The sequence below is a fragment of the Microvirga rosea genome (genome assembly GCF_020595095.1).
Classification (GTDB): domain Bacteria; phylum Pseudomonadota; class Alphaproteobacteria; order Rhizobiales; family Beijerinckiaceae; genus Microvirga; species Microvirga rosea.
The window spans coordinates 1-17,616 of record NZ_JAJDOP010000003.1 but is presented as its reverse complement, the minus strand read 5'-3'; the positions used below and the strand labels follow the sequence as shown (position 1 = coordinate 17,616).

Here is a 17,616-nt window from a genome sequence, read left to right as displayed (position 1 = left end):
TTGAACCCGGGAAGGCCGCACAGTGAAGGCCGCCATCAAAGGAAAGTCGGCGCCCCGCGCCAGCAATAAATGGAGAGGGATATGCGTTTTCGTCATTTGCTTGCGAGCGTCGCACTGGGCGTCGCCGCCCTGGCGGCCACCGGCGCCAAGGCCGTCGAGATCGAGTACTGGCAATACGTCTTCGACACGCGCGTCAAGGCAATGAACCAGCTGATCGCGAAGTTTCAGGAAGCCAATCCCGACATCAAGGTCAAGCAGACCACCTTCCCGTACGCGGACTACCAGACCAAGGTCGCCGCTGCGATCCTGGCCGGTCAGGGACCGGACGTGGTGCAGCTCTTCTACGGGTGGACCGACAACTTCATCGCCGGCAAGATGATCCGTCCCTTGCGGGCCGAAGCGTTCCCGGCAGCCGATATCGAGCGCGACTTTTTCCCGATCATCAGCGCCATGAAGCGCGGCAACGACTATTACGGCCTGCCGACAGCAGTTCGCTCCCTCGCACTGTTCTACAACAAGAAGGCCTTCAAGGACGCGGGGCTCGATCCGAACAATCCTCCGAAGAACCTCGATGAACTGGTCGCGGCCGCCGAGAAGACGACAAAGCGCGATGCCAGCGGCAACATCGTTTCCGCCGGCCTTACCCTCGACATGGCCGGGCAGGATCACCAATGGTGGCGTGAAGTGCTGGTCCGTCAGTATGGCGGAGTGCCTTACACGGACAACGACACGAAGGTCGCCTACAACGACGAAGCCGGGCTGAAGGCCCTCACCTTCTACACTGACCTTCAAAAGAAACATAAGGTCGGCCAAGTCGGCTTCATGGACGAGGGACAGGCGGCCTTCCGGGCGGGCCTTGCGGCCATGACCATCGACGGCACGTTCCGGCTCGGGTCCTTCAATACCATCAAGGGCTTCGAATGGGGCGTGACGGAACTTCCGGCCAATGCGCAAGGCGTGCGCAGCAACTACGCGAGCTATTTCGCCAACGCGATCACCACGAAAGCGGATGGCGAGAAACTGGCGGCCGCAGAGAAGTTCCTCACCTATGTCTCCTCCCCGGAAGCCATGAAGATCTGGATGGATGTGGTGGGCGAGTTGCCGGCGCGCCGGGCGGCGGCGCTGACGCCTGAGAACACCGCGCACCCGATCTACGGTCCCTTCCTCAAAGGACTCGAATATTCTCGCACGACCCTGTTCAAGGACGAGGCAGCTCAGCGTCAGGTCGCCATCGACATGGCGAACCGCGTGCTGATCGGCGGCGAAGATCCGAAGGCTTCTCTCGCCAAGGCTGCCGAGGCGGAGCAGGCGATCATCGACCGCGCCAAGCGCTGAACCGAAGTCCGCGAGGAACGAACCGATGGCCACTATCGCACAGCGAGAGGCCGCCCCAGGCGGCCTCTGGTCGAGGATGAGTCTTGGCCAGAAGCAGGTGATGTGGGCGTGGGGCTTCCTCGCGGTCCCACTGATCTTCTATGCCGTCATCCGCTTCTGGCCGACTTTCCAGGCATTCTACCTCTCCGTCACCGATTGGACCATCACGCGTCCGGCCTCCTTCGTGGGGTTGGAAAACTACAAGAGGCTGCTTGCGGATCCCCTGTTTTGGCAGGTGTTCCGCAACACCTTCATGTATCTGATCCTCGGGACGCCGATCAGCCTCGGCATCTCCTTCGTCGTCGCCTATTATCTCGACCGCGTGCGCTTCATGCACGCGTTCATCCGAGCCCTTTACTTTTTGCCGTTCCTGACCACGGCAGCGGCAATGGCGTGGGTCTGGCGCTGGTTCTACCAGCCCGTCCCCATCGGGGTGATCAACGACTTTCTCGCGAGTTTCGGCATCCCGCAGCAGCCTTTCCTCCGTTCGACCACGCAGGCGCTGCCCGCCGTGCTCGCCCCCGCCGTCTGGGCCGGGCTCGGCTTTCAGATCATCATCTTTCTCGCCGGCCTGCGGGCGATTCCGGTCACCTATTACGAGGCCGCCCGCATCGATGGCCTCTCGGAAGGCGCGATCCTTCGAAAGATCACCCTGCCGCTGCTCAAGCCGACCCTGGTCTTCCTGGTCGTTTTCTCGTCCATCGGCTTCCTGCGGATCTTCGATCAGGTCTACAACATCAATTCGAATGACCCGGGCGGTCCGCTGAACTCCACCAAGCCGCTCGTGCTGATGATCTACCAAACGGCGTTCAGCTCCTACGAGATGGGATACGCGGCGGCACAAACGGTCGTCCTGTTCATGATCCTGCTCGTGATCTCCCTCGTTCAACTGCGCATCATGAGAGACCGCTGATGAGCAAAGCCGCATCTTTCGAAGGTCTTCCCATGTCGCGGATCAGGCCCGGCCGAATCCTCGCGTGGACGCTTCTGTTCATCGGCGGCGTCATCATGGTGACGCCCCTGCTCTTCATGCTCTCCACGTCCCTCAAGGATGCTTCGCAAGTCTACGACCTGCGTGTAATCCCGGAAACGCCGACCCTGGACAACTATATCGAGATCCTGGGTGACGGACGCTTCACGCGATGGTTCGTGAACTCGATGATCATTGCGGTCATCGTCACGCTGTCGAACGTCTTCTTCGACAGTCTCGTTGGATATACGCTCGCGAAATTCCGGTTTCGGGGCCGGTACATCGTGTTCGTCGCGATTCTCTCCACCCTGATGATCCCGACCGAGATGCTGGTTCTGCCCTGGTATCTCATGGCGAGCCAGTTCGGCTGGCTGGACAGTTACTGGGGCATCATGTTCCCGGGCATGATGACGGCTTTCGGCACGTTCCTGATGAAGCAGTTCTTCGAAGGCGTTCCGGATGACTTCCTGGAAGCGGCCAGGATCGACGGCCTCAACGAGTTCACCATCTGGTGGAAGATTGCCATGCCGCTGGTAACCCCTGCCCTGTCGGCGCTCGCGATCTTCACGTTCCTGGGCAATTGGACGGCATTCTTCTGGCCGCTCATCGTCACCACCAGCGCTGAGCTCTACACATTGCCGGTGGGGCTTTCCAGCTTCGCGGTCGAGCAATCGATTCAATGGGAAAAGATCATGACGGGAGCGAGCATCGCGACACTGCCGACCCTCATCATTTTCTTGTTCCTCCAACGCTACATCGTCCGAGGCGTGATGCTCGCCGGACTTAAAGGCTGAGCCGATGACTGCAGGCACCTTTCAAGATACGTCCGTCTTTCCGGATCCTGTCTACAAGGAAACGGTTCTCCGCCCCCTCTTCGACGGGGCAAAGGATCATCATGTCGAGGGTTTCCGGCTGATCGACCGGGCACATCTGGTCATGCTTCATGAGACCGGGATCCTCGCCATCGAGCAGGCGCGTCCCATCGCCAAGGCGCTCGACGCGATCGACCGGGAAGTCGACACCAGCGCCTTGACCTATACCGGCGAGGTCGAGGATTTCTTCTTCCTGATCGAAAAGGAGCTTCGCGCCCGCCTGGGACCCGATCTTGCGGGCCGCCTCCACACGGCGCGCTCCCGCAACGATATCGACCATACCCTGTTCAAGCTCGGTCTCAAGCACCGGATCGATCCCCTGCTGGAGCGCCTGACGCGACTGGCGGAAACCCTGGCGTCGGTAGCGGAGCGGGAAAGCCGGACGCTCATCGTCGCCTACACCCATGGCCAGCCGGCCCAACCCACCGTTTTCGGCCACTATCTTTCCGCCGTCCTGGAAACGCTGCTGCGCGACATCGCCCGCCTGGAAGCGGCGCGCGACATCGTCGACCGCAGCCCCATGGGGGCCGCGGCCATCACAACGAGCGGTTTTCCCATCGACCGGGATCTGATGGCCCATCTCCTCGGGTTCAGCCGGCCCTTGCAGAACTCCTACGGGTGCATCGCCTCGATCGATTACCTCACCTCCACCTATTCGGCGATCGAGTTGATTTTCCTGCATCTCGGCCGCTTCATCCAGGACCTGCAATTCTGGACGAGCTTCGAGGTCGGGCAGATCTATGTTCCGAATGCGTTCGTGCAGATCAGCTCGATCATGCCGCAAAAGCGCAATCCCGTTCCCATCGAGCATATGAGGCATCTGGCATCGCAAACCGTCGGAAGGGCGCAGGCGATGCTGACGATCATGCACAACACGCCTTTCACGGACATGAACGACAGCGAAGGCGAAAGCCAGGGCTTCGGCTATGGCGCGTTCCAGAGCGGAGGACGCGTGCTCGACCTGCTCGCAGCGCTTGTTCCTGCTCTCCAGATCAACCCCGAGAGGGTTCGCCAGAACATTCGCCGCAGCTGCATTACAGTGACCGAACTCGCGGACAGCCTCGTGCGCCGCGAGGGGCTTTCATTCCGTGAGGCGCATGAAATCGCTGCGGAAGTCGCCCGTTCGGTCGTCGCGATCAACGGTAACATCGCGGCTGACGGCTTCGAGGCGTTTCAAAAAGCTTTTCTGCATTGTACGAAGCGGCAGACGACCATCGACAAGGCGCTGTTTTCCGAAATCGTCTCGCCCGAAACCTTCGTTGCCGTCCGCAATCGCTTCGGCGGGCCGGCTCCCGAGGCGCTGTCTCGGGCGATCGCCGGGTACAATCAGGAACTCGCGGGCGTCCGCCACCGCATGCAGGACGCAGCGCGTCGCGAGCAGGCGTCCACCCAGGATCTTCAATCCCGTTTCAATGCACTTCTTGGAGCCAGCTGATGGCGACTATCGAACTTGATCGCCTCGTCAAGCGATATGGACAGACAACCGTGGTGCATGGAATCGATCTGTCGATTCAGGACGGCGAATTCGTCGTGCTCGTCGGCCCTTCGGGATGCGGCAAGTCCACCACGCTCAGGATGATCGCCGGGTTGGAAGAAATCAGCGGAGGCGAGATCCGCATCGACGGCCGCGTCGTCAACAATCTTCAGCCCAAGGACCGGAACATCGCCATGGTGTTCCAGAACTATGCGATCTACCCGCACATGTCCGTGGCCGAAAACATCGCCTTCGGACTTTACCGCTCCAAACTCACAAAGGACGAGAAGCGCCGGCGCGTGGAACAGGCTGCGGAGACGCTCGGCCTTTCGCAGCTCCTGGAGCGCCGCCCCTCGGCTCTTTCCGGTGGACAACGCCAGCGCGTCGCCATTGGCCGGGCAATGGTCCGTGATCCTGCCGCGTTCCTGTTCGATGAGCCTCTCTCCAACCTGGATGCGCAACTGCGCACGCAAATGCGCATCGAGATCAAGCGGCTCCACCACCGGCTCGGCACGACTTCCGTCTTCGTCACCCATGACCAGGTCGAAGCCATGACCATGGCCGACAGGATCGTCGTTATGCGCGACGGCCACATCCTTCAGGTCGGCACGCCTCTGGACCTTTACGAAAAGCCGGTCGACGTGTTCACGGCGCGCTTCATCGGCAGCCCGACCATGAACCTGATGCCCGCGTCTCTCCGGGAAGGCGGAGCCGAGTTGTCGCTTGGCGGCACCATCGAGGTTCCCCGCTCCTCGCCGAAGACATCCGACATCCTCGTTGGCGTTCGTCCGCAGGACCTCGTCCCGACCGCCGGAGCCCGAGGCCTGAGCGTGACAGGAACCGTTGCGGTCGTGGAGACCCTGGGCTCGGAGACCTTCGTCCATATCGAGAATTCCGGGCAGACCATCATCGGATCCGCACCGGGGCGGCAGATCCCGCGTATCGGCGACAAGCTGACTCTTCATGCTCCTGCGGAGAGGCTTTACTACTTCGACAAGGTCACAGAGAAAGCACTAACAGCCCCATGAGCGGAATGCCCTCCGAACGCAGCAGGGTTGTGTGCCTTGGGCGGACCTATTGCGACATCATCTTCACGGGTCTGCCCGACATGCCGGTGCTGGGCCGGGAACGCTTTGCGCAGGACGTCACGATCACGGCCGGCGGCGGCGCCTACATCACGGCGGCTCATCTGGCCTTCCTCGGACGCTCCACTGCGCTGCTGACCCGCCTCGGAACCGATCCCCTGTCGCGGAGCCTCGATCCGGAACTCCAAGCCAGCGGGATCGACCTGTCTTTCATCGAGCGAGCCGGGGATGCGGGTCCGCAGCCGACCGTCGCCCTGGTCAAGGATGGCGAGAGGGCCTTCGTATCCCGGCGCGCAGGCGGCTCTCGGCCATCCACATTGCGGGACGCTCTCGCATCCCCCGATGTCGCCCATTTGCACATTGCGGAGTTTGCCACTCTCAAGGATATCCCGGATGCGATCGCCATGGCGCGGAGCTTCGGCCTCACGGTCTCCCTCGACCCGAGTTGGGACGATCAGCTGATCCGCCAGAACACGGATTTCTTCGACATCTGCACCGGAGTCGATGTCTTCTTCCCGAATGTGGAGGAAGGAAAGGCGCTGACCGGCGAGAGTACGGACGAGGCGATCGTGCAGCGTCTGCGAGAGAAGTTCCCGCTGGTTGTCCTGAAGCGCGGTGAGCACGGCGCCCTCGCCTGTTCCGGCGGAACTTCGCTCTCGGCCGAAGCGCTCCCTGTCCGCGTGGTCGATACGACCGGAGCGGGTGATGCCTTCAATGCCGGCTTCCTGCATTCCTGGCTTCAAACGCGAGATCTCGAGAGAAGCCTGTCAGCTGGCATCAAGGCCGGCGCGTTCTCCGTTCAATCGACGGGTGGGGCTCCGCCGCGCCTCTCGTGAACGGCTCCGGCAAGGACGGCATCCGGAATATCGCCCTCACACGATCGACGACAGAGCACTCGGTCCGTGCGACAGGACCGTTGCCAGAAGGGTCAATCCCCTTTCCAGCACGGCCTGGTTCTGGGCAGCGCCCAGGGACACGCGGATCGCGTCCGGGGCAGGTCCGACGGCGAAAGCCTGACTCGGGACGAGAGCGAGGCCCGACTGCCGTGCATAAACGCTCAGATCGGCATGACGCCAGCGTTCCGGCAGCCTCAGCCAGAGATGATGGCCATCGGGATGGGCCTGTACCTCGAGCCCGTGCAGGACCCGTTTCGCGATGAGCTGCCGGACCGCGCTTTCCTGGCGGATCGCCGCCGTGATGGCATCGAGGGTGCCGTCCAGAATCCACCTCGAGGCAAGCGCCGCCATGAGAGGCGGCATCATGAGGGTCATGGCGCGAAGTTCCGCCGCCAGACGCAAGGTGTCGGACAGGCGCGGTGTGACCACATAGGCCGTCCGCAAGGCGGGGGTCACGCATTTCGACAAGGTCGCGATATGCCAGCTGATCTCCGGCGCGATGGCCGCAATCGGAGTCGGGGCCTGACGCGGCAGCGCACCGTAGGCGTCGTCCTCGACGATCGCTACTCCATACTGCCGGGCAACAGCGGCGATCCCGGCCCGCCGCTCCGGCGACATGGTCCCGGTGGTGGGGTTGTGGATGGTCGGAACGCAGTAAACCGCTTTCGGGGTCTCCCATCGACAGGCCTCGTTAAGGGCGTCGGGATCGATCCCCTCCCGGTCCATGGCAACCGGGACCAGCCGCACCTTGAGCTGCTCGGCAATCGCGCGCAGGCCCGGATAGGTGAGATCCGGAACGCAAATGGCGTCCCCGGCCTGGGCCAGAACCCTCACGATCGCATAGAGCGCTTCCTGGGCGCCACCGGTGACGGCAACCCGGTCGACGGAAGTCGGCCCGAGGCGAGGCGTGAGCCATTGGACGGCCGCAGCGCGATCCGGCCGGGCCCCGGCGCTTTCCTGATAATGCAGATGCATTAGGCCATGGGGCGAGGAGAGGACCCCCATGATGCCGGCATGGATCCGCTCGCGCAGCTGCGCCTCCGGCGGCTGCGGAGGCATGTTCATGCTCAGGTCGATGATCGGAGATTCGGCGGATGCGTTGCCTTCAGACAAGGACGCTTTTCGTCGGACGAAGCTGCCGCGCCCCGGGCTGGCCTCGATCAGTCCCCTCCGTCTCGCTTCGTTGAAGGCGCGGGTGACGGTCGTGAGGTCGAGGCCGAGTTCCTTCGCGAGTTCACGCTGCGGCGGCAAGCGGTCTCCCGGCTTGAGCCGCCCGGACTGAATATCGGACAGCAGAGCCTCGGCGATGGCGAGATATCTCGGCCCTCCCCCGCTCCGGATCTGCGGCAACCAGGACAACATGTTTCCTTGACCTCATTGTCTTACAATTGTATGGGTCATAGCCAGCATACAAGGCGCCAAGAACTTCCGAATTCCTTCCCTGAGCTTCAGAAACATTGGCAGCCTGGAGTATTTCTTAGAGATTATTGTATGCATGTCAATCCATACAATAATCCACACCCTAGAAGATCAGGGTCCAGCGTAAAGGTTCCGAGATGGTCACAACCCCGAGTGCGAAGGATGCCATTCTGAAGTACGGATTCAGATGTCGCTGCCCCCGGTGCGGCCAAGGCAAGCTGTTCGACGGCTTTTTGACCCTCGCGCCGCGGTGCGAGGCCTGCGGTCTCGATTATTCCTTCGCCGACCCGGCGGATGGACCCGCCTTTTTCGTCATGATGACGATGGCTATTCCGGCGACGGGGTTCGGCGTGTGGATCGAACTGACCTATGAGCCGTCCCTGTGGGTGCATCTGCTTACCACGGTGCCGTTCATGTTGCTGACCTGCATTCCTCCCATTCGGCCCTTCAAAGGCATGCTGGTGGCGAGCCAGTATTTCCACAAGGCCGAGGAAGGGCGCTTCGAGGTTCCGAAACAAAAGGCGGCCAAGAACGAAGGGCTTGCCGGAGACCCCGCCGCTTCCCGCAGTTAGGGTTCCGACCGCGCCGGACTTCACGCCACGCGACAATGTCAGATCTGTGCCGCGAGTGAGCGTAAGTTGTCGTGAAGTCTGTGATGGGCCGCCGAAAAGGCGGCTTCTTCGTTTGGCGACAAGCCAACGCAGTTCAGGGTTTTGACGGAACCCGGGCTCTAGGATTCAAACGAGATCCCGACGTAATTACCCTTACGCCACCGCACGCGGGCTTCATGAATCATCATGCTGTATCCAGCAATGTAGATCGTAAAGGTTTCCGGAAGCGGCCCGATCGGCCCAAGGTCAAGCTTTGCGCCACCTGTTGAAATATTATGAACCTCGCAGTGGATCATCGTATCGTGATCCAGCACGATTTTCGCGGGCTGGCGAACTCTGATGCGCCTGCTCCGGCGTTGCTCGCGATATCTGTCGCTTGAAACTTGCCTTACAGCCGCAACCATTTTTGAACCTCACGCGCCTATCGGCTCCATCGCTTGCCTGACGAGTGGAAAATGACTTTGCGCCGTATCGGTTCCGTACCGATGCGCCTTCGCGCCGGCCATGGCAGTGCCGCCCGCTGCGCGGGCGCCGCGTTGAACGGCGCTGGCGTTCACGCGAGCTCGCTTTGGCCGGCTAAGCGGCATCCTCCACGATCTCGTCCAGAGACAGGCCCTCGGCCTGAAGGCGCCACATGCGATCGAAGACGCCCTTCGCTTGACGAAGGTTCGTGGTATTGCCGTCTTCGACGACGCGCCCGCCCATCATCACCACGATTCTGTCGAAGGCCGTAAGCGTGGACAACCGGTGCGCGACGGCAATCACCGTTCTGTTCCGCATGAGCCGCACCAGGGCCCGCTGCACCTCCATTTCGGATTCCGTATCGAGAGCGGATGTCGCTTCATCGAGGATGATGATCGGAGCGTCCTTGAGAAAGGCGCGAGCTATTCCGACCCGCTGTCTCTGCCCTCCGGAAAGTCGCATTCCCCGTTCACCCACAATGGTGTCGTAGCCTTGCGGCAACGATCGGATGAAGCCGTCGCAATAGGCGGCGCATGCCGCCGCGAAGACCTCCTCGTCCGAGGCATCGGGCCGGCCGAAGCGAATGTTCTCCATAATGCTCCGATGAAAGAGAGCGATCTCCTGCGGAACCACCGACAGCGTCGCCCGCAGACTGTCCTGCGTCACAGCTCCGACGGACTGCCCGTCGATCAGGATATCTCCTTGTTGCACGTCGTAGAGACGCTGCAGAAGATGGATCAACGTCGACTTGCCCGCGCCGGACGGACCAACGATTCCAATTTTCTGTCCTGCGGGGATCCGCAGGTTGATGTCATGCACGGCCTCTCGCCCGTCGCTGTAAGCGAAGTGAACGTCCCTGAATTCCACCGTGCCGCCCCGACGCTGGATGTCCGGAGCGTTGGGCCGGTCGCATACGGTCTGCGGTTGTCCGATGACACGCAACGTGTCGTCGATGAAGCCGAATTGCTGAACCATGTCGACCAACGCGAGAGCCATGTCCCGCGAACCGTGAAGAATGCGAAAGGTCAATGCGCTGACCACGACCACATCGCCTGGCGTGATGCTGCTGTTGCTCCAGAGACGCACGCACCATGCGAGCATCAGCCCCGCCATCATCCAGAGTGAAATATCGTGGAGGACGCGGGCCTTTTCCGTGTACATCCAGCTCGCCCGCTGGGCGGCGGCTTCCTGCGCGAAGTCGCGTGCCAGCCGCTCGCGCTCGCGTCCTCGTGCGGAGAAGGCCTTGACCGCCCACATGTTCGAGATGACGTCGATCAGTTCACCTCCCACCCGGTTGGAATTGCTGGCGTAGGTTCGGTGATAGTGATGGCCGCGCTCTCCGAACAAGATCAGGCCGCCGGTCACCAGGACGACGAACACGCCAAGAGCCACCATCATGTGCCAGTCGACGAGTGCGAAGACCACCAAAGCCCCCAGGAAATCGATGAAAGGCGGAAGAGCCCGCCATATGATCGTGTTGGTGAGGGCCCCGAAATTGCCCGCTGTCGCCGTGATGCGCTGCCCCAGGGAGCCAGCGAGATTCTCGGCGAAATAGCGCATCGGCTGGCCGTTCAAGTAGTCGAACAAATCGAGGCGCATGTCCACGCCGATGCCGACGGTGGTCCGACATCCCAGCCATCCGCTGAGACGCCACAGCACGCTTTCGACCGTAATCAGGCCGACGAACAGGGCCAGCGCCATCCAGACGGCATCGCTGCCTTCGCGAGGACCTGCCATCGCGTCCACGAGAAGCTTCATCGTGTACTGAACGGCGACAGCGCAACTCGCCGCGCCGAGGATCATCGTGAAGAGAGCAACGAACGACAGGGAGTGTCGCTGGACATAATGGAGAAGGAAGACTTTGGGGCCGCGCAGAAACGGCGGGAGAGGTCTTGTGGTCGCGGCTGGCCGTACGGCTCCGGCGGCACGGGCGAACACCCCGCGTCTGACATGTTTCCACATGGTGTTCTCACTCCGCAACCGCGAGGACATTCGCGTGCCGGCCGGCCGTAATCTCGAGTTCCCTGAAGAGGTCATCCTGGCGGCTGAGTTCCCGTGCGAGCGGGGCGTAGGGATGTCTCTGGCCATGATCGTCCGCATGGGAGAGGAGCCCGACATGACATGTCCGCCCATTGTCCCAGCCGGCATAATCCAGGATCGGATAGAGGCAGATGCCCTCGATCGGCACGCCTATTTCCATCGCCAGCCGCACCTCGGCGCAGACGTAGTGCAGCCAAGCTGCGCGACCTGATCCTTCGGAGCCGGTCTCGGACAGCATGAGGGGCCGCTCATAACGCCGAAACACTTCCGCCAGCATCTCGTTCAGGGGACGATAGGCGTGATGCCCCATGGGGATCGTCGGTCCGCCATGGTACCATTGGTTGTCGGGGTAATAGTTGACGCCGATGACATCGATGTAGTCCGGCCTCCCGCCTAGCTCGGGTTCCATCCTGCCGCACAGCATGTCGAACACCTCGAATTGCGCCTGGCGATAGAGCTCTGCGCCTCGGCTATGGTCTTCATCGCCGAGGCCCGCTTCAACATTGATGATAGGTTCGGCCGTGATGAAGCGCGCCTGTGGGTCGACGTGGCGAATGGCATCGATGGCCGCAAGCGTCGCTCGGATCAGCTGGCGCTTCAGATCCGCTCCACGGCCGTGACAACAGGGGTTGAAGCGTCCCGTCTCGCCCCCGGCCCACGCCCAGTACGAAATTTCGTTGATCGGGCAATAAACGGTGTCGCCTGTCGTTTCGCTGCGGACAACCTGGGCGGCAGCGGCGGCGAAACCGGCGAAGCGTGTCACGAACTCGGGTGACCATATGTCGATGTCATCGGGCCAGCCATAGTGACAGAGATCCCAGATGACCTGGGTTCCGCTGTCCCTCGCCGCCGTGAGCATGGGCAGAAGGCTTGACCAGTCGTAGGCGCCGGGCGCCTTCTCGATCAGATGCCAGCGAAGGCCGTCCCGCGTCGCATCGATGCCATGACGGGACAGGGCCCGATAATCGGTCGAAGCAAGGGCGGCGTGCCCCGTTGAAGCGACAAGGTCGAGGCGCTGGCCGTCGCAACGCCGGTGGGTCGAGCACTCGAATCCTCCGAGGATGAAGCTTCGGAAAGAAGAGATGGGGACAGGCGTAATCATTCCACACGATCCTAGAATTGATCTGGGCAATACCGGACTACCGGCAGGTCGATTTGCACGATTACTCAAAGGATCTCAGCGAAGGATTGGGCGAGCGACGGGTATTGGGAAGCGCCGAGGGATGAGAGAATACCTGTACCGAGATCTGGCCCTCAACCAAGTCCACGGCCAATTGTTCCTGGGCAATGCGCATGTTCCAACAAATTGGCTTGTTCATGACGTGCGCAGGTGCATCGGCTGGGGACCCGTCACGGTCGGCTTCCCTTTTCCCTTGCCGAAGACGGCGACAGGACCTCGGAGCGAGGAATTCGCGACAGCCTATTCACGGCAAGGCTTTGCCCGGCTACAAGTTGCCTTCTCCTTTTTCGCAATCCGGATTGTGCCCCATGACCGCTAGCGTTACTGACCGCTTTCTCCGTTACGTCGTCATCGACACCCAGTCCGACGCCAAGTCTCAAACTCAGCCCTCCACCGAGAAGCAGAAGAACCTTGGCCGTCTGCTGGTGGAGGAGCTCCTCGAAATCGGTGTCTCCGATGCGCATCTCGACGAGCACGGCTACGTCTATGCGACGATCCCGTCGAATACGGCAAAGAACAACGTTCCTGTGATCTGTTTCTGCGCCCACATGGATACGGCACCGGATTTCAGCGGAACGAACGTCAAGCCGCACATCGTCCGGAGTTACCAAGGTGGCGACATCAAACTCCCCGGCGACTCGAACCAGGTCATTCGCGTGGCCGAGCACCCGGTGCTGAAGGACTTGATCGGCCACGATATCGTCACGTCGGACGGCACGACGCTACTGGGTGCCGACGACAAGGCCGGCTTGGCCGAAATCATGACCGCGGCCGAGGTTCTGATCAACAATCCGGATATCAAGCACGGCACGATCCGCATCCTCTTCACCACGGACGAGGAGATCGGTCGCGGTGTCGACAAGGTGGATCTCGGCAAGCTCGGCGCCGACTTCGGCTATACCCTCGACGGAGAGACCGCCGGCACCATCGAGGATGAGACCTTTTCTGCCGACGGCGTGGAGATCCAGATCAAAGGCGTGGCGATCCATCCCGGTTTCGCCTATGGCAAGATGGAAAATGCCATCAAGATCGCCGGCGCCATCATTGATAAGCTCCCCATGGACCTGGCGCCCGAGACGACAAAGGGTCGCCAGGGTTTCATCCACCCGGTCGGTGTTTCCGGGGTGATGGAAAAGGCAACCCTCAGCTTCATCATCCGCGACTTCACGGAGGAGGGCCTCAAGAGCAAGGAGGCTCTGCTGGAGAGCATCACCCAGGAGACGATGAAGCGCTATCCGGGCTCCAGCTATACCTTCACCGTGAAGGAGCAGTACCGGAACATGAAGGTCGTGCTCGACCAGCACCCCCAAATCGTCGATTACGCCGTGGAGGCGATCAGCCGGGCCGGCATGACCCCCGTGCGCGGCAGCATTCGCGGCGGCACCGATGGTTCCCGGCTCTCGTTCATGGGGCTGCCCTGCGCCAATCTCTTTGCCGGCGGTCACGCTTTCCATTCTCCCCTCGAGTTCGTCAGCAGCCAGGACATGGACAGCGCCGTGAAAACCATCGTCGAGCTGGCCAAGCTTTGGGAAGAGCGCGCGTAGCGGCCTCGGAGTCACAAAGTCGTTCTCATTTTGTTCTTGACGGACGGGGCAAGCTGAGCTATATCGTTTCACAGATCAGGTCCTGACGAGGGGCGCACTCGCGAGGCGTCGCAAGAGCGGGACCGGACACGGTCCCGTGCTCGCTCTTGACGCAGGAGTGGGTGACGGGAGGCCCAGGATGCTGGGCGGGTTGTCGGGATCGGTCGCAGGCCCCCGTCGCACGAGACGGATCCCGCCTGCGGCGATACCTGAGCCTTGCCTCTCCTGTCCGCCTAAAAGAACCGTGCGCGAAGAGGCATCTCGGCTCTTCCCTTCTCATCATCCGCGAGCCGGGTTGCCCGACGCGCCACCCTCGATCGCTTCCCCTCCGGGCTGCCCAGCCCGGAGGACACGGCCCCATGCCGTGATGGCTCCGCTGTCACGGGCTCGCCCGTCATGCGCTCCGCCGTCATTCCGGGGCGAGCATCAGCGAGAGCCCGGAACCCAGAACCACGACCGTGCAGGAGAAAGAGCCATGGCAGCCGGTGCGTTCTCTTTCCAGCACCCTCAGCGTGTATGGGTTCCGGGCTCGCCTGCGGCGCCCCGGAATGACGGGGGTGCTCTGTCATTCCGGGGCGAGCATCGCGAGAGCCCGGAACCCAGAACCGCTAACGATCCCGGAGAAGACACGATGGCACCCGTGCACCCGTCCACAAACCTCAGCGGTTCTGGGTTCCGGGCCCGGCCCGAAGGGCCGCTCCGGAATGACAGGAGCGCCCGGCGGTACGCCGCGGCGTGATTGTGCTTACATTCTCAAGCCAGGGGCTTCCTGGCCCGTCCGCGCTACATACTCGGTATAGCCCCCACCATATTGGTGGATCCCATCCGGCGTCAGCTCCAGAACCCGATTGGACAGGGCGGCCAGGAAATGACGATCGTGCGATACGAAGAGCATGGTGCCCTCGTAACGCGACAGGGCCTCGATCAGCATTTCCTTGGTGGCCATGTCGAGATGGTTGGTCGGCTCGTCGAGCACCAGGAAGTTCGGTGGATCGTAGAGCATCTTGGCCATCACCAGCCGGGCCTTCTCGCCGCCCGACAGCACACGGCACTTCTTCTCCGCATCGTCGCCGGAGAAGCCGAAGCAGCCGGCGAGCGTCCGCAAGGATCCCTGCCCTGCCTGCGGGAACGAATCCTCCAGCCACTGGAATACCGTACGGTCGCTGTCCAGTACCTCCATGGCGTGCTGGGCGAAGTAGCCCATCTTGACGCTTCCGCCGACGGATACGGCTCCCTCGTCCGGCGAAGTCGCGCCGGAGACAAGCTTGAGCAGCGTCGACTTTCCGGCGCCGTTGACACCCATGACGCACCACCGCTCCTTCCGGCGCACCGTGAAGTCAAGGCCCTCATAGATGCTCCGGCTGCCATAGCGTTTGTGGACCTTCTTCAGGCTCACCACGTCATCGCCGGAGCGAGGCGCCGGCCGGAACTCGAACGTCACCGACTGCCGGCGTTTGGGAGGCTCGACCCGGTCGATCTTCTCCAGCTTCTTGACCCGGCTCTGCACCTGAGCCGCATGAGAGGCCCGTGCCTTGAAGCGCTCGATAAATTTGATCTCCTTGGCCAGCATGGCCTGTTGCCGCTCGTACTGGGCTTGCTGCTGCTTCTCGTTCAGCGCGCGCTGCTGCTCGTAGAACTCGTAATCTCCGGAATAGGTCGTCAGGGAGCCGCCGTCGATTTCGATGATCTTGTTGACGATGCGGTTCATGAAAGCGCGGTCGTGGGAGGTCATGAGCAAGGCCCCCTCATAACCCTTCAAAAAACCTTCCAGCCAGATGAGGCTCTCAAGGTCCAGATGGTTGCTCGGCTCGTCGAGAAGCATGACGTCCGGGCGCATCAGAAGGATGCGGGCGAGAGCCACGCGCATCTTCCAGCCGCCGGACAGGGCCCCGACATCACCGTCCATCGTCTCCTGAGTAAAGCCCAAACCGGCAAGGACCTCGCGGGCCCTCCCCTCGAGGGAGTATCCGTCGAGCTCCTCGTAGCGCGCTTGCACTTCGCCGTATCGTTCGATGATCCCGTCGAGATCGGCTGCCCGGTCCGGATCGACCATCGCGGCTTCGAGCTCTCTCAGCTCCGCCGCGACGGCGCTCACGGGACCTGCTCCGTCCATCACCTCGGACACCGCGCTGCGGCCAGCCATCTCTCCGACGTCCTGGCTGAAATATCCGATCGTGATGCCGCGATCGACCGCCACTTGGCCCTCGTCGGGCTCATCCTCCTTGTTGATCAGCCGAAAGAGCGTGGTCTTGCCCGCACCATTAGGGCCGACCAGACCGATCTTCTCCTGCTTCTGGAGGGTCGCGGAGGCCTCGATAAAGAGGATGCGGTGACTGTTCTGCTTGCTGACGTTTTCGACGCGAATCATGACTCTGGCCTGAAGATGTACGGCGGCCTTATGGCATGGGTCGACAATGGCGACGAGCGTTCAAACCCGGACAAAATGTCAGTGCCGGTCAGCGCGACAAGTCAGGAATTTTTGCGATCAGCCCGGAGGATGCGTCAGTCCTGTCTCACGGCACCGGGTACCGTCGCGGGTACCGTCGGCACCCCATCGTCGGATTTTGTCTCGACCCAGTCGGCTTCGAGGTCGGGGGTCCAAAGCTCGCCCATGAGGACACGCGTCGGCCCGTGACTGTTCGTCAAGGCAGGATGGGAAGTGTCTAGATCCATCCTCGCCAGATCGGCGAGAAACTCATCGGTATGGAACAACACCCGCTTTTCAGCGGCTTCGGCCTGCCAGTTCGCAAGCTCGTTAAAGGCCCAGAGGAGAGCCAGGATCATTCCGAGGATCAGCAGCCATGTGAGAACCGGGAAGGTCCGGCCCGTGAACTGCAGCCATGCGGCGGCAAAGGCCGTAAGGAGGACGCCCGTGCCCGGAATCGTGAGCCGCTGGGCTTCCCGCATGATGCACATCAGGATGGTCGGACTGGTGCGGATCGCGAAGACGCCCTGCGGCATCGAGCACCAATGGCCCGTCGAGTGGTTCACCAAGCCCACGAGAACGCCGCTTCTGATGCCTGCGCGGCGAGCAAAAACCAGAGACAGCTTATCACCCGGCTTCGTAAAGATCAGCGGCTTCACGATAATGGAACGACGCGCTCCCTCGTCATCCTGGACACCGATTTCGACCGAGCCTGTGTTATGCGACTGCCGCGCAGCGTGAACGTCATGGATCGTCCCTCTCCAGATGGAGAAGACGAAATCCTCGTGGTCAATCCTGGTTGCAACCTGCACGGAACTCTCTCGATCCGCCGTTTAGACATGGGCAGATGGAGATCTAACATGGTTAGCGGAACATTGACCGAAATCCATGAACTAGGGTTAACGTTGGCAGTCACAAATCCCGGACACCAAGGAGTTATCCTGGTTGTCCGGGATCCTCGTATCGAGGACGATTTGGCGCTCCCAAGAGGACGCCGTCCCCTTATCGCGTATCGAAGGTCCAGGTGAGGTTGCCCTTGAGGGAATGCTCCTGTGCCCTCGCGCCGATCTGGCCGGCATAGCTCGCCCCCAGGCTCACGCTCCGGCTCGCCTGCCAGGAAAGCCCCGCTTCCGCCACCAGCGCATCCCGGTCCACCGGCACCCCCGACACCGCAAACGGGCTCGCCCCGCCGGCAAACGCCAGAAGGGTCGAGGGCACGACATCG

15 protein-coding genes are annotated in these 17,616 nt (G+C 61.8%); 8 read left to right on the top strand and 7 right to left on the bottom strand.

The window, feature by feature from the left end; genetic code table 11:
* Positions 1-69: 69 nt before the first annotated feature.
* Genes LJD17_RS08210 through LJD17_RS08185 form a run of 6 tightly spaced genes read left to right on the top strand, consistent with a single transcriptional unit; the run spans position 70 to position 6,611 of the window.
* Positions 70-1,335, top strand: coding sequence for an extracellular solute-binding protein (locus LJD17_RS08210; protein WP_406600778.1), 1,266 nt, complete (start codon positions 70-72; stop codon positions 1,333-1,335).
* Positions 1,336-1,360: 25 nt separating this feature from the next.
* Positions 1,361-2,287, top strand: coding sequence for a carbohydrate ABC transporter permease (locus tag LJD17_RS08205; RefSeq protein WP_227383697.1), 927 nt, complete (start codon positions 1,361-1,363; stop codon positions 2,285-2,287).
* Positions 2,287-3,138, top strand: coding sequence for a carbohydrate ABC transporter permease (locus LJD17_RS08200; protein ID WP_227383696.1), 852 nt, complete (start codon positions 2,287-2,289; stop codon positions 3,136-3,138). The genes LJD17_RS08205 and LJD17_RS08200 overlap by 1 nt, the downstream gene beginning before the upstream one ends.
* Before the next feature lie 4 nt (positions 3,139-3,142).
* Positions 3,143-4,651: an argininosuccinate lyase gene (gene argH / locus LJD17_RS08195; RefSeq protein ID WP_227383695.1), complete on the top strand. Its 1,509-nt coding sequence runs from the start codon at positions 3,143-3,145 to the stop codon at positions 4,649-4,651.
* The gene (locus LJD17_RS08190) at positions 4,651-5,718 is read left to right on the top strand and encodes an ABC transporter ATP-binding protein (RefSeq protein ID WP_227383694.1); all 1,068 of its coding nucleotides are present in this window, start codon (positions 4,651-4,653) and stop codon (positions 5,716-5,718) included. Before argH ends, LJD17_RS08190 begins: the two co-directional genes overlap by 1 nt.
* Entirely contained in the window at positions 5,715-6,611 is an 897-nt protein-coding gene (locus LJD17_RS08185; RefSeq protein ID WP_227383693.1) for a carbohydrate kinase family protein, read from the top strand. Before LJD17_RS08190 ends, LJD17_RS08185 begins: the two co-directional genes overlap by 4 nt.
* A 36-nt stretch (positions 6,612-6,647) precedes the next feature.
* Here the strand turns inward: LJD17_RS08185 and LJD17_RS08180 are convergent, their stop codons facing one another.
* On the bottom strand, positions 6,648-8,033 hold the full coding sequence (locus LJD17_RS08180; RefSeq protein ID WP_227383692.1) for an aminotransferase-like domain-containing protein: 1,386 nt from the start codon (positions 8,031-8,033) through the stop codon (positions 6,648-6,650).
* A 194-nt stretch (positions 8,034-8,227) separates the two neighbouring features.
* On the opposite strand from LJD17_RS08180, the gene LJD17_RS08175 reads away from it, so the two are divergent.
* Complete coding sequence (locus tag LJD17_RS08175; protein WP_227383691.1) at positions 8,228-8,662, top strand: DUF983 domain-containing protein; 435 nt, start codon at positions 8,228-8,230, stop codon at positions 8,660-8,662.
* A gap of 158 nt (positions 8,663-8,820) precedes the next feature.
* On the opposite strand, the gene LJD17_RS24340 is transcribed toward LJD17_RS08175, so the two are convergent.
* The 3 genes from LJD17_RS24340 to LJD17_RS08160 all read right to left on the bottom strand — a co-directional run bounded on the left by LJD17_RS24340 (position 8,821) and on the right by LJD17_RS08160 (position 12,305).
* Positions 8,821-9,105 (bottom strand): PilZ domain-containing protein, encoded by a 285-nt coding sequence (locus tag LJD17_RS24340; protein WP_227383690.1) that lies wholly within the window; start codon positions 9,103-9,105, stop codon positions 8,821-8,823.
* A gap of 172 nt (positions 9,106-9,277) precedes the next feature.
* Entirely contained in the window at positions 9,278-11,125 is a 1,848-nt protein-coding gene (locus LJD17_RS08165) for an ABC transporter ATP-binding protein (RefSeq protein WP_227383689.1), read from the bottom strand.
* Between the two features lie 7 nt (positions 11,126-11,132).
* Positions 11,133-12,305, bottom strand: a complete 1,173-nt coding sequence (locus LJD17_RS08160; RefSeq protein WP_227383688.1) for a beta-glucosidase — start codon at positions 12,303-12,305, stop codon at positions 11,133-11,135.
* A 386-nt stretch (positions 12,306-12,691) separates the two neighbouring features.
* On the opposite strand from LJD17_RS08160, the gene pepT reads away from it, so the two are divergent.
* The gene (gene pepT, locus LJD17_RS08155; RefSeq protein ID WP_227383687.1) at positions 12,692-13,927 is read left to right on the top strand and encodes a peptidase T; all 1,236 of its coding nucleotides are present in this window, start codon (positions 12,692-12,694) and stop codon (positions 13,925-13,927) included.
* Between the two features lie 784 nt (positions 13,928-14,711).
* Here the strand turns inward: pepT and LJD17_RS08150 are convergent.
* The 3 genes from LJD17_RS08150 to LJD17_RS08140 form a co-directional block, all read right to left on the bottom strand.
* Positions 14,712-16,334, bottom strand: coding sequence for an ABC-F family ATP-binding cassette domain-containing protein (locus tag LJD17_RS08150; protein ID WP_227383686.1), 1,623 nt, complete (start codon positions 16,332-16,334; stop codon positions 14,712-14,714).
* 134 nt (positions 16,335-16,468) lie between these two features.
* Positions 16,469-17,203, bottom strand: a complete 735-nt coding sequence (locus tag LJD17_RS08145) for a hypothetical protein (RefSeq protein WP_227383685.1) — start codon at positions 17,201-17,203, stop codon at positions 16,469-16,471.
* A gap of 190 nt (positions 17,204-17,393) precedes the next feature.
* Positions 17,394-17,616 (bottom strand): autotransporter domain-containing protein (locus LJD17_RS08140; protein WP_227383684.1); only part of this gene is annotated, 223 nt, incomplete at its 5' end.

Coding starts and splice junctions, on each gene's coding strand:
- LJD17_RS08180 (WP_227383692.1), bottom strand. CDS start 8,033: ATGTTGTCCTGGTTGCCGCAGATCCGGAGCGGGGGAGGGCCGAGATAT.
- LJD17_RS08200 (WP_227383696.1), top strand. CDS start 2,287: ATGAGCAAAGCCGCATCTTTCGAAGGTCTTCCCATGTCGCGGATCAGG.
- LJD17_RS08150 (WP_227383686.1), bottom strand. CDS start 16,334: ATGATTCGCGTCGAAAACGTCAGCAAGCAGAACAGTCACCGCATCCTC.
- LJD17_RS08175 (WP_227383691.1), top strand. CDS start 8,228: ATGGTCACAACCCCGAGTGCGAAGGATGCCATTCTGAAGTACGGATTC.
- LJD17_RS08165 (WP_227383689.1), bottom strand. CDS start 11,125: ATGTGGAAACATGTCAGACGCGGGGTGTTCGCCCGTGCCGCCGGAGCC.
- pepT (WP_227383687.1), top strand. CDS start 12,692: ATGACCGCTAGCGTTACTGACCGCTTTCTCCGTTACGTCGTCATCGAC.
- argH (WP_227383695.1), top strand. CDS start 3,143: ATGACTGCAGGCACCTTTCAAGATACGTCCGTCTTTCCGGATCCTGTC.
- LJD17_RS08205 (WP_227383697.1), top strand. CDS start 1,361: ATGGCCACTATCGCACAGCGAGAGGCCGCCCCAGGCGGCCTCTGGTCG.
- LJD17_RS08160 (WP_227383688.1), bottom strand. CDS start 12,305: ATGATTACGCCTGTCCCCATCTCTTCTTTCCGAAGCTTCATCCTCGGA.
- LJD17_RS08185 (WP_227383693.1), top strand. CDS start 5,715: ATGAGCGGAATGCCCTCCGAACGCAGCAGGGTTGTGTGCCTTGGGCGG.
- LJD17_RS24340 (WP_227383690.1), bottom strand. CDS start 9,105: ATGGTTGCGGCTGTAAGGCAAGTTTCAAGCGACAGATATCGCGAGCAA.
- LJD17_RS08210 (WP_406600778.1), top strand. CDS start 70: ATGGAGAGGGATATGCGTTTTCGTCATTTGCTTGCGAGCGTCGCACTG.
- LJD17_RS08190 (WP_227383694.1), top strand. CDS start 4,651: ATGGCGACTATCGAACTTGATCGCCTCGTCAAGCGATATGGACAGACA.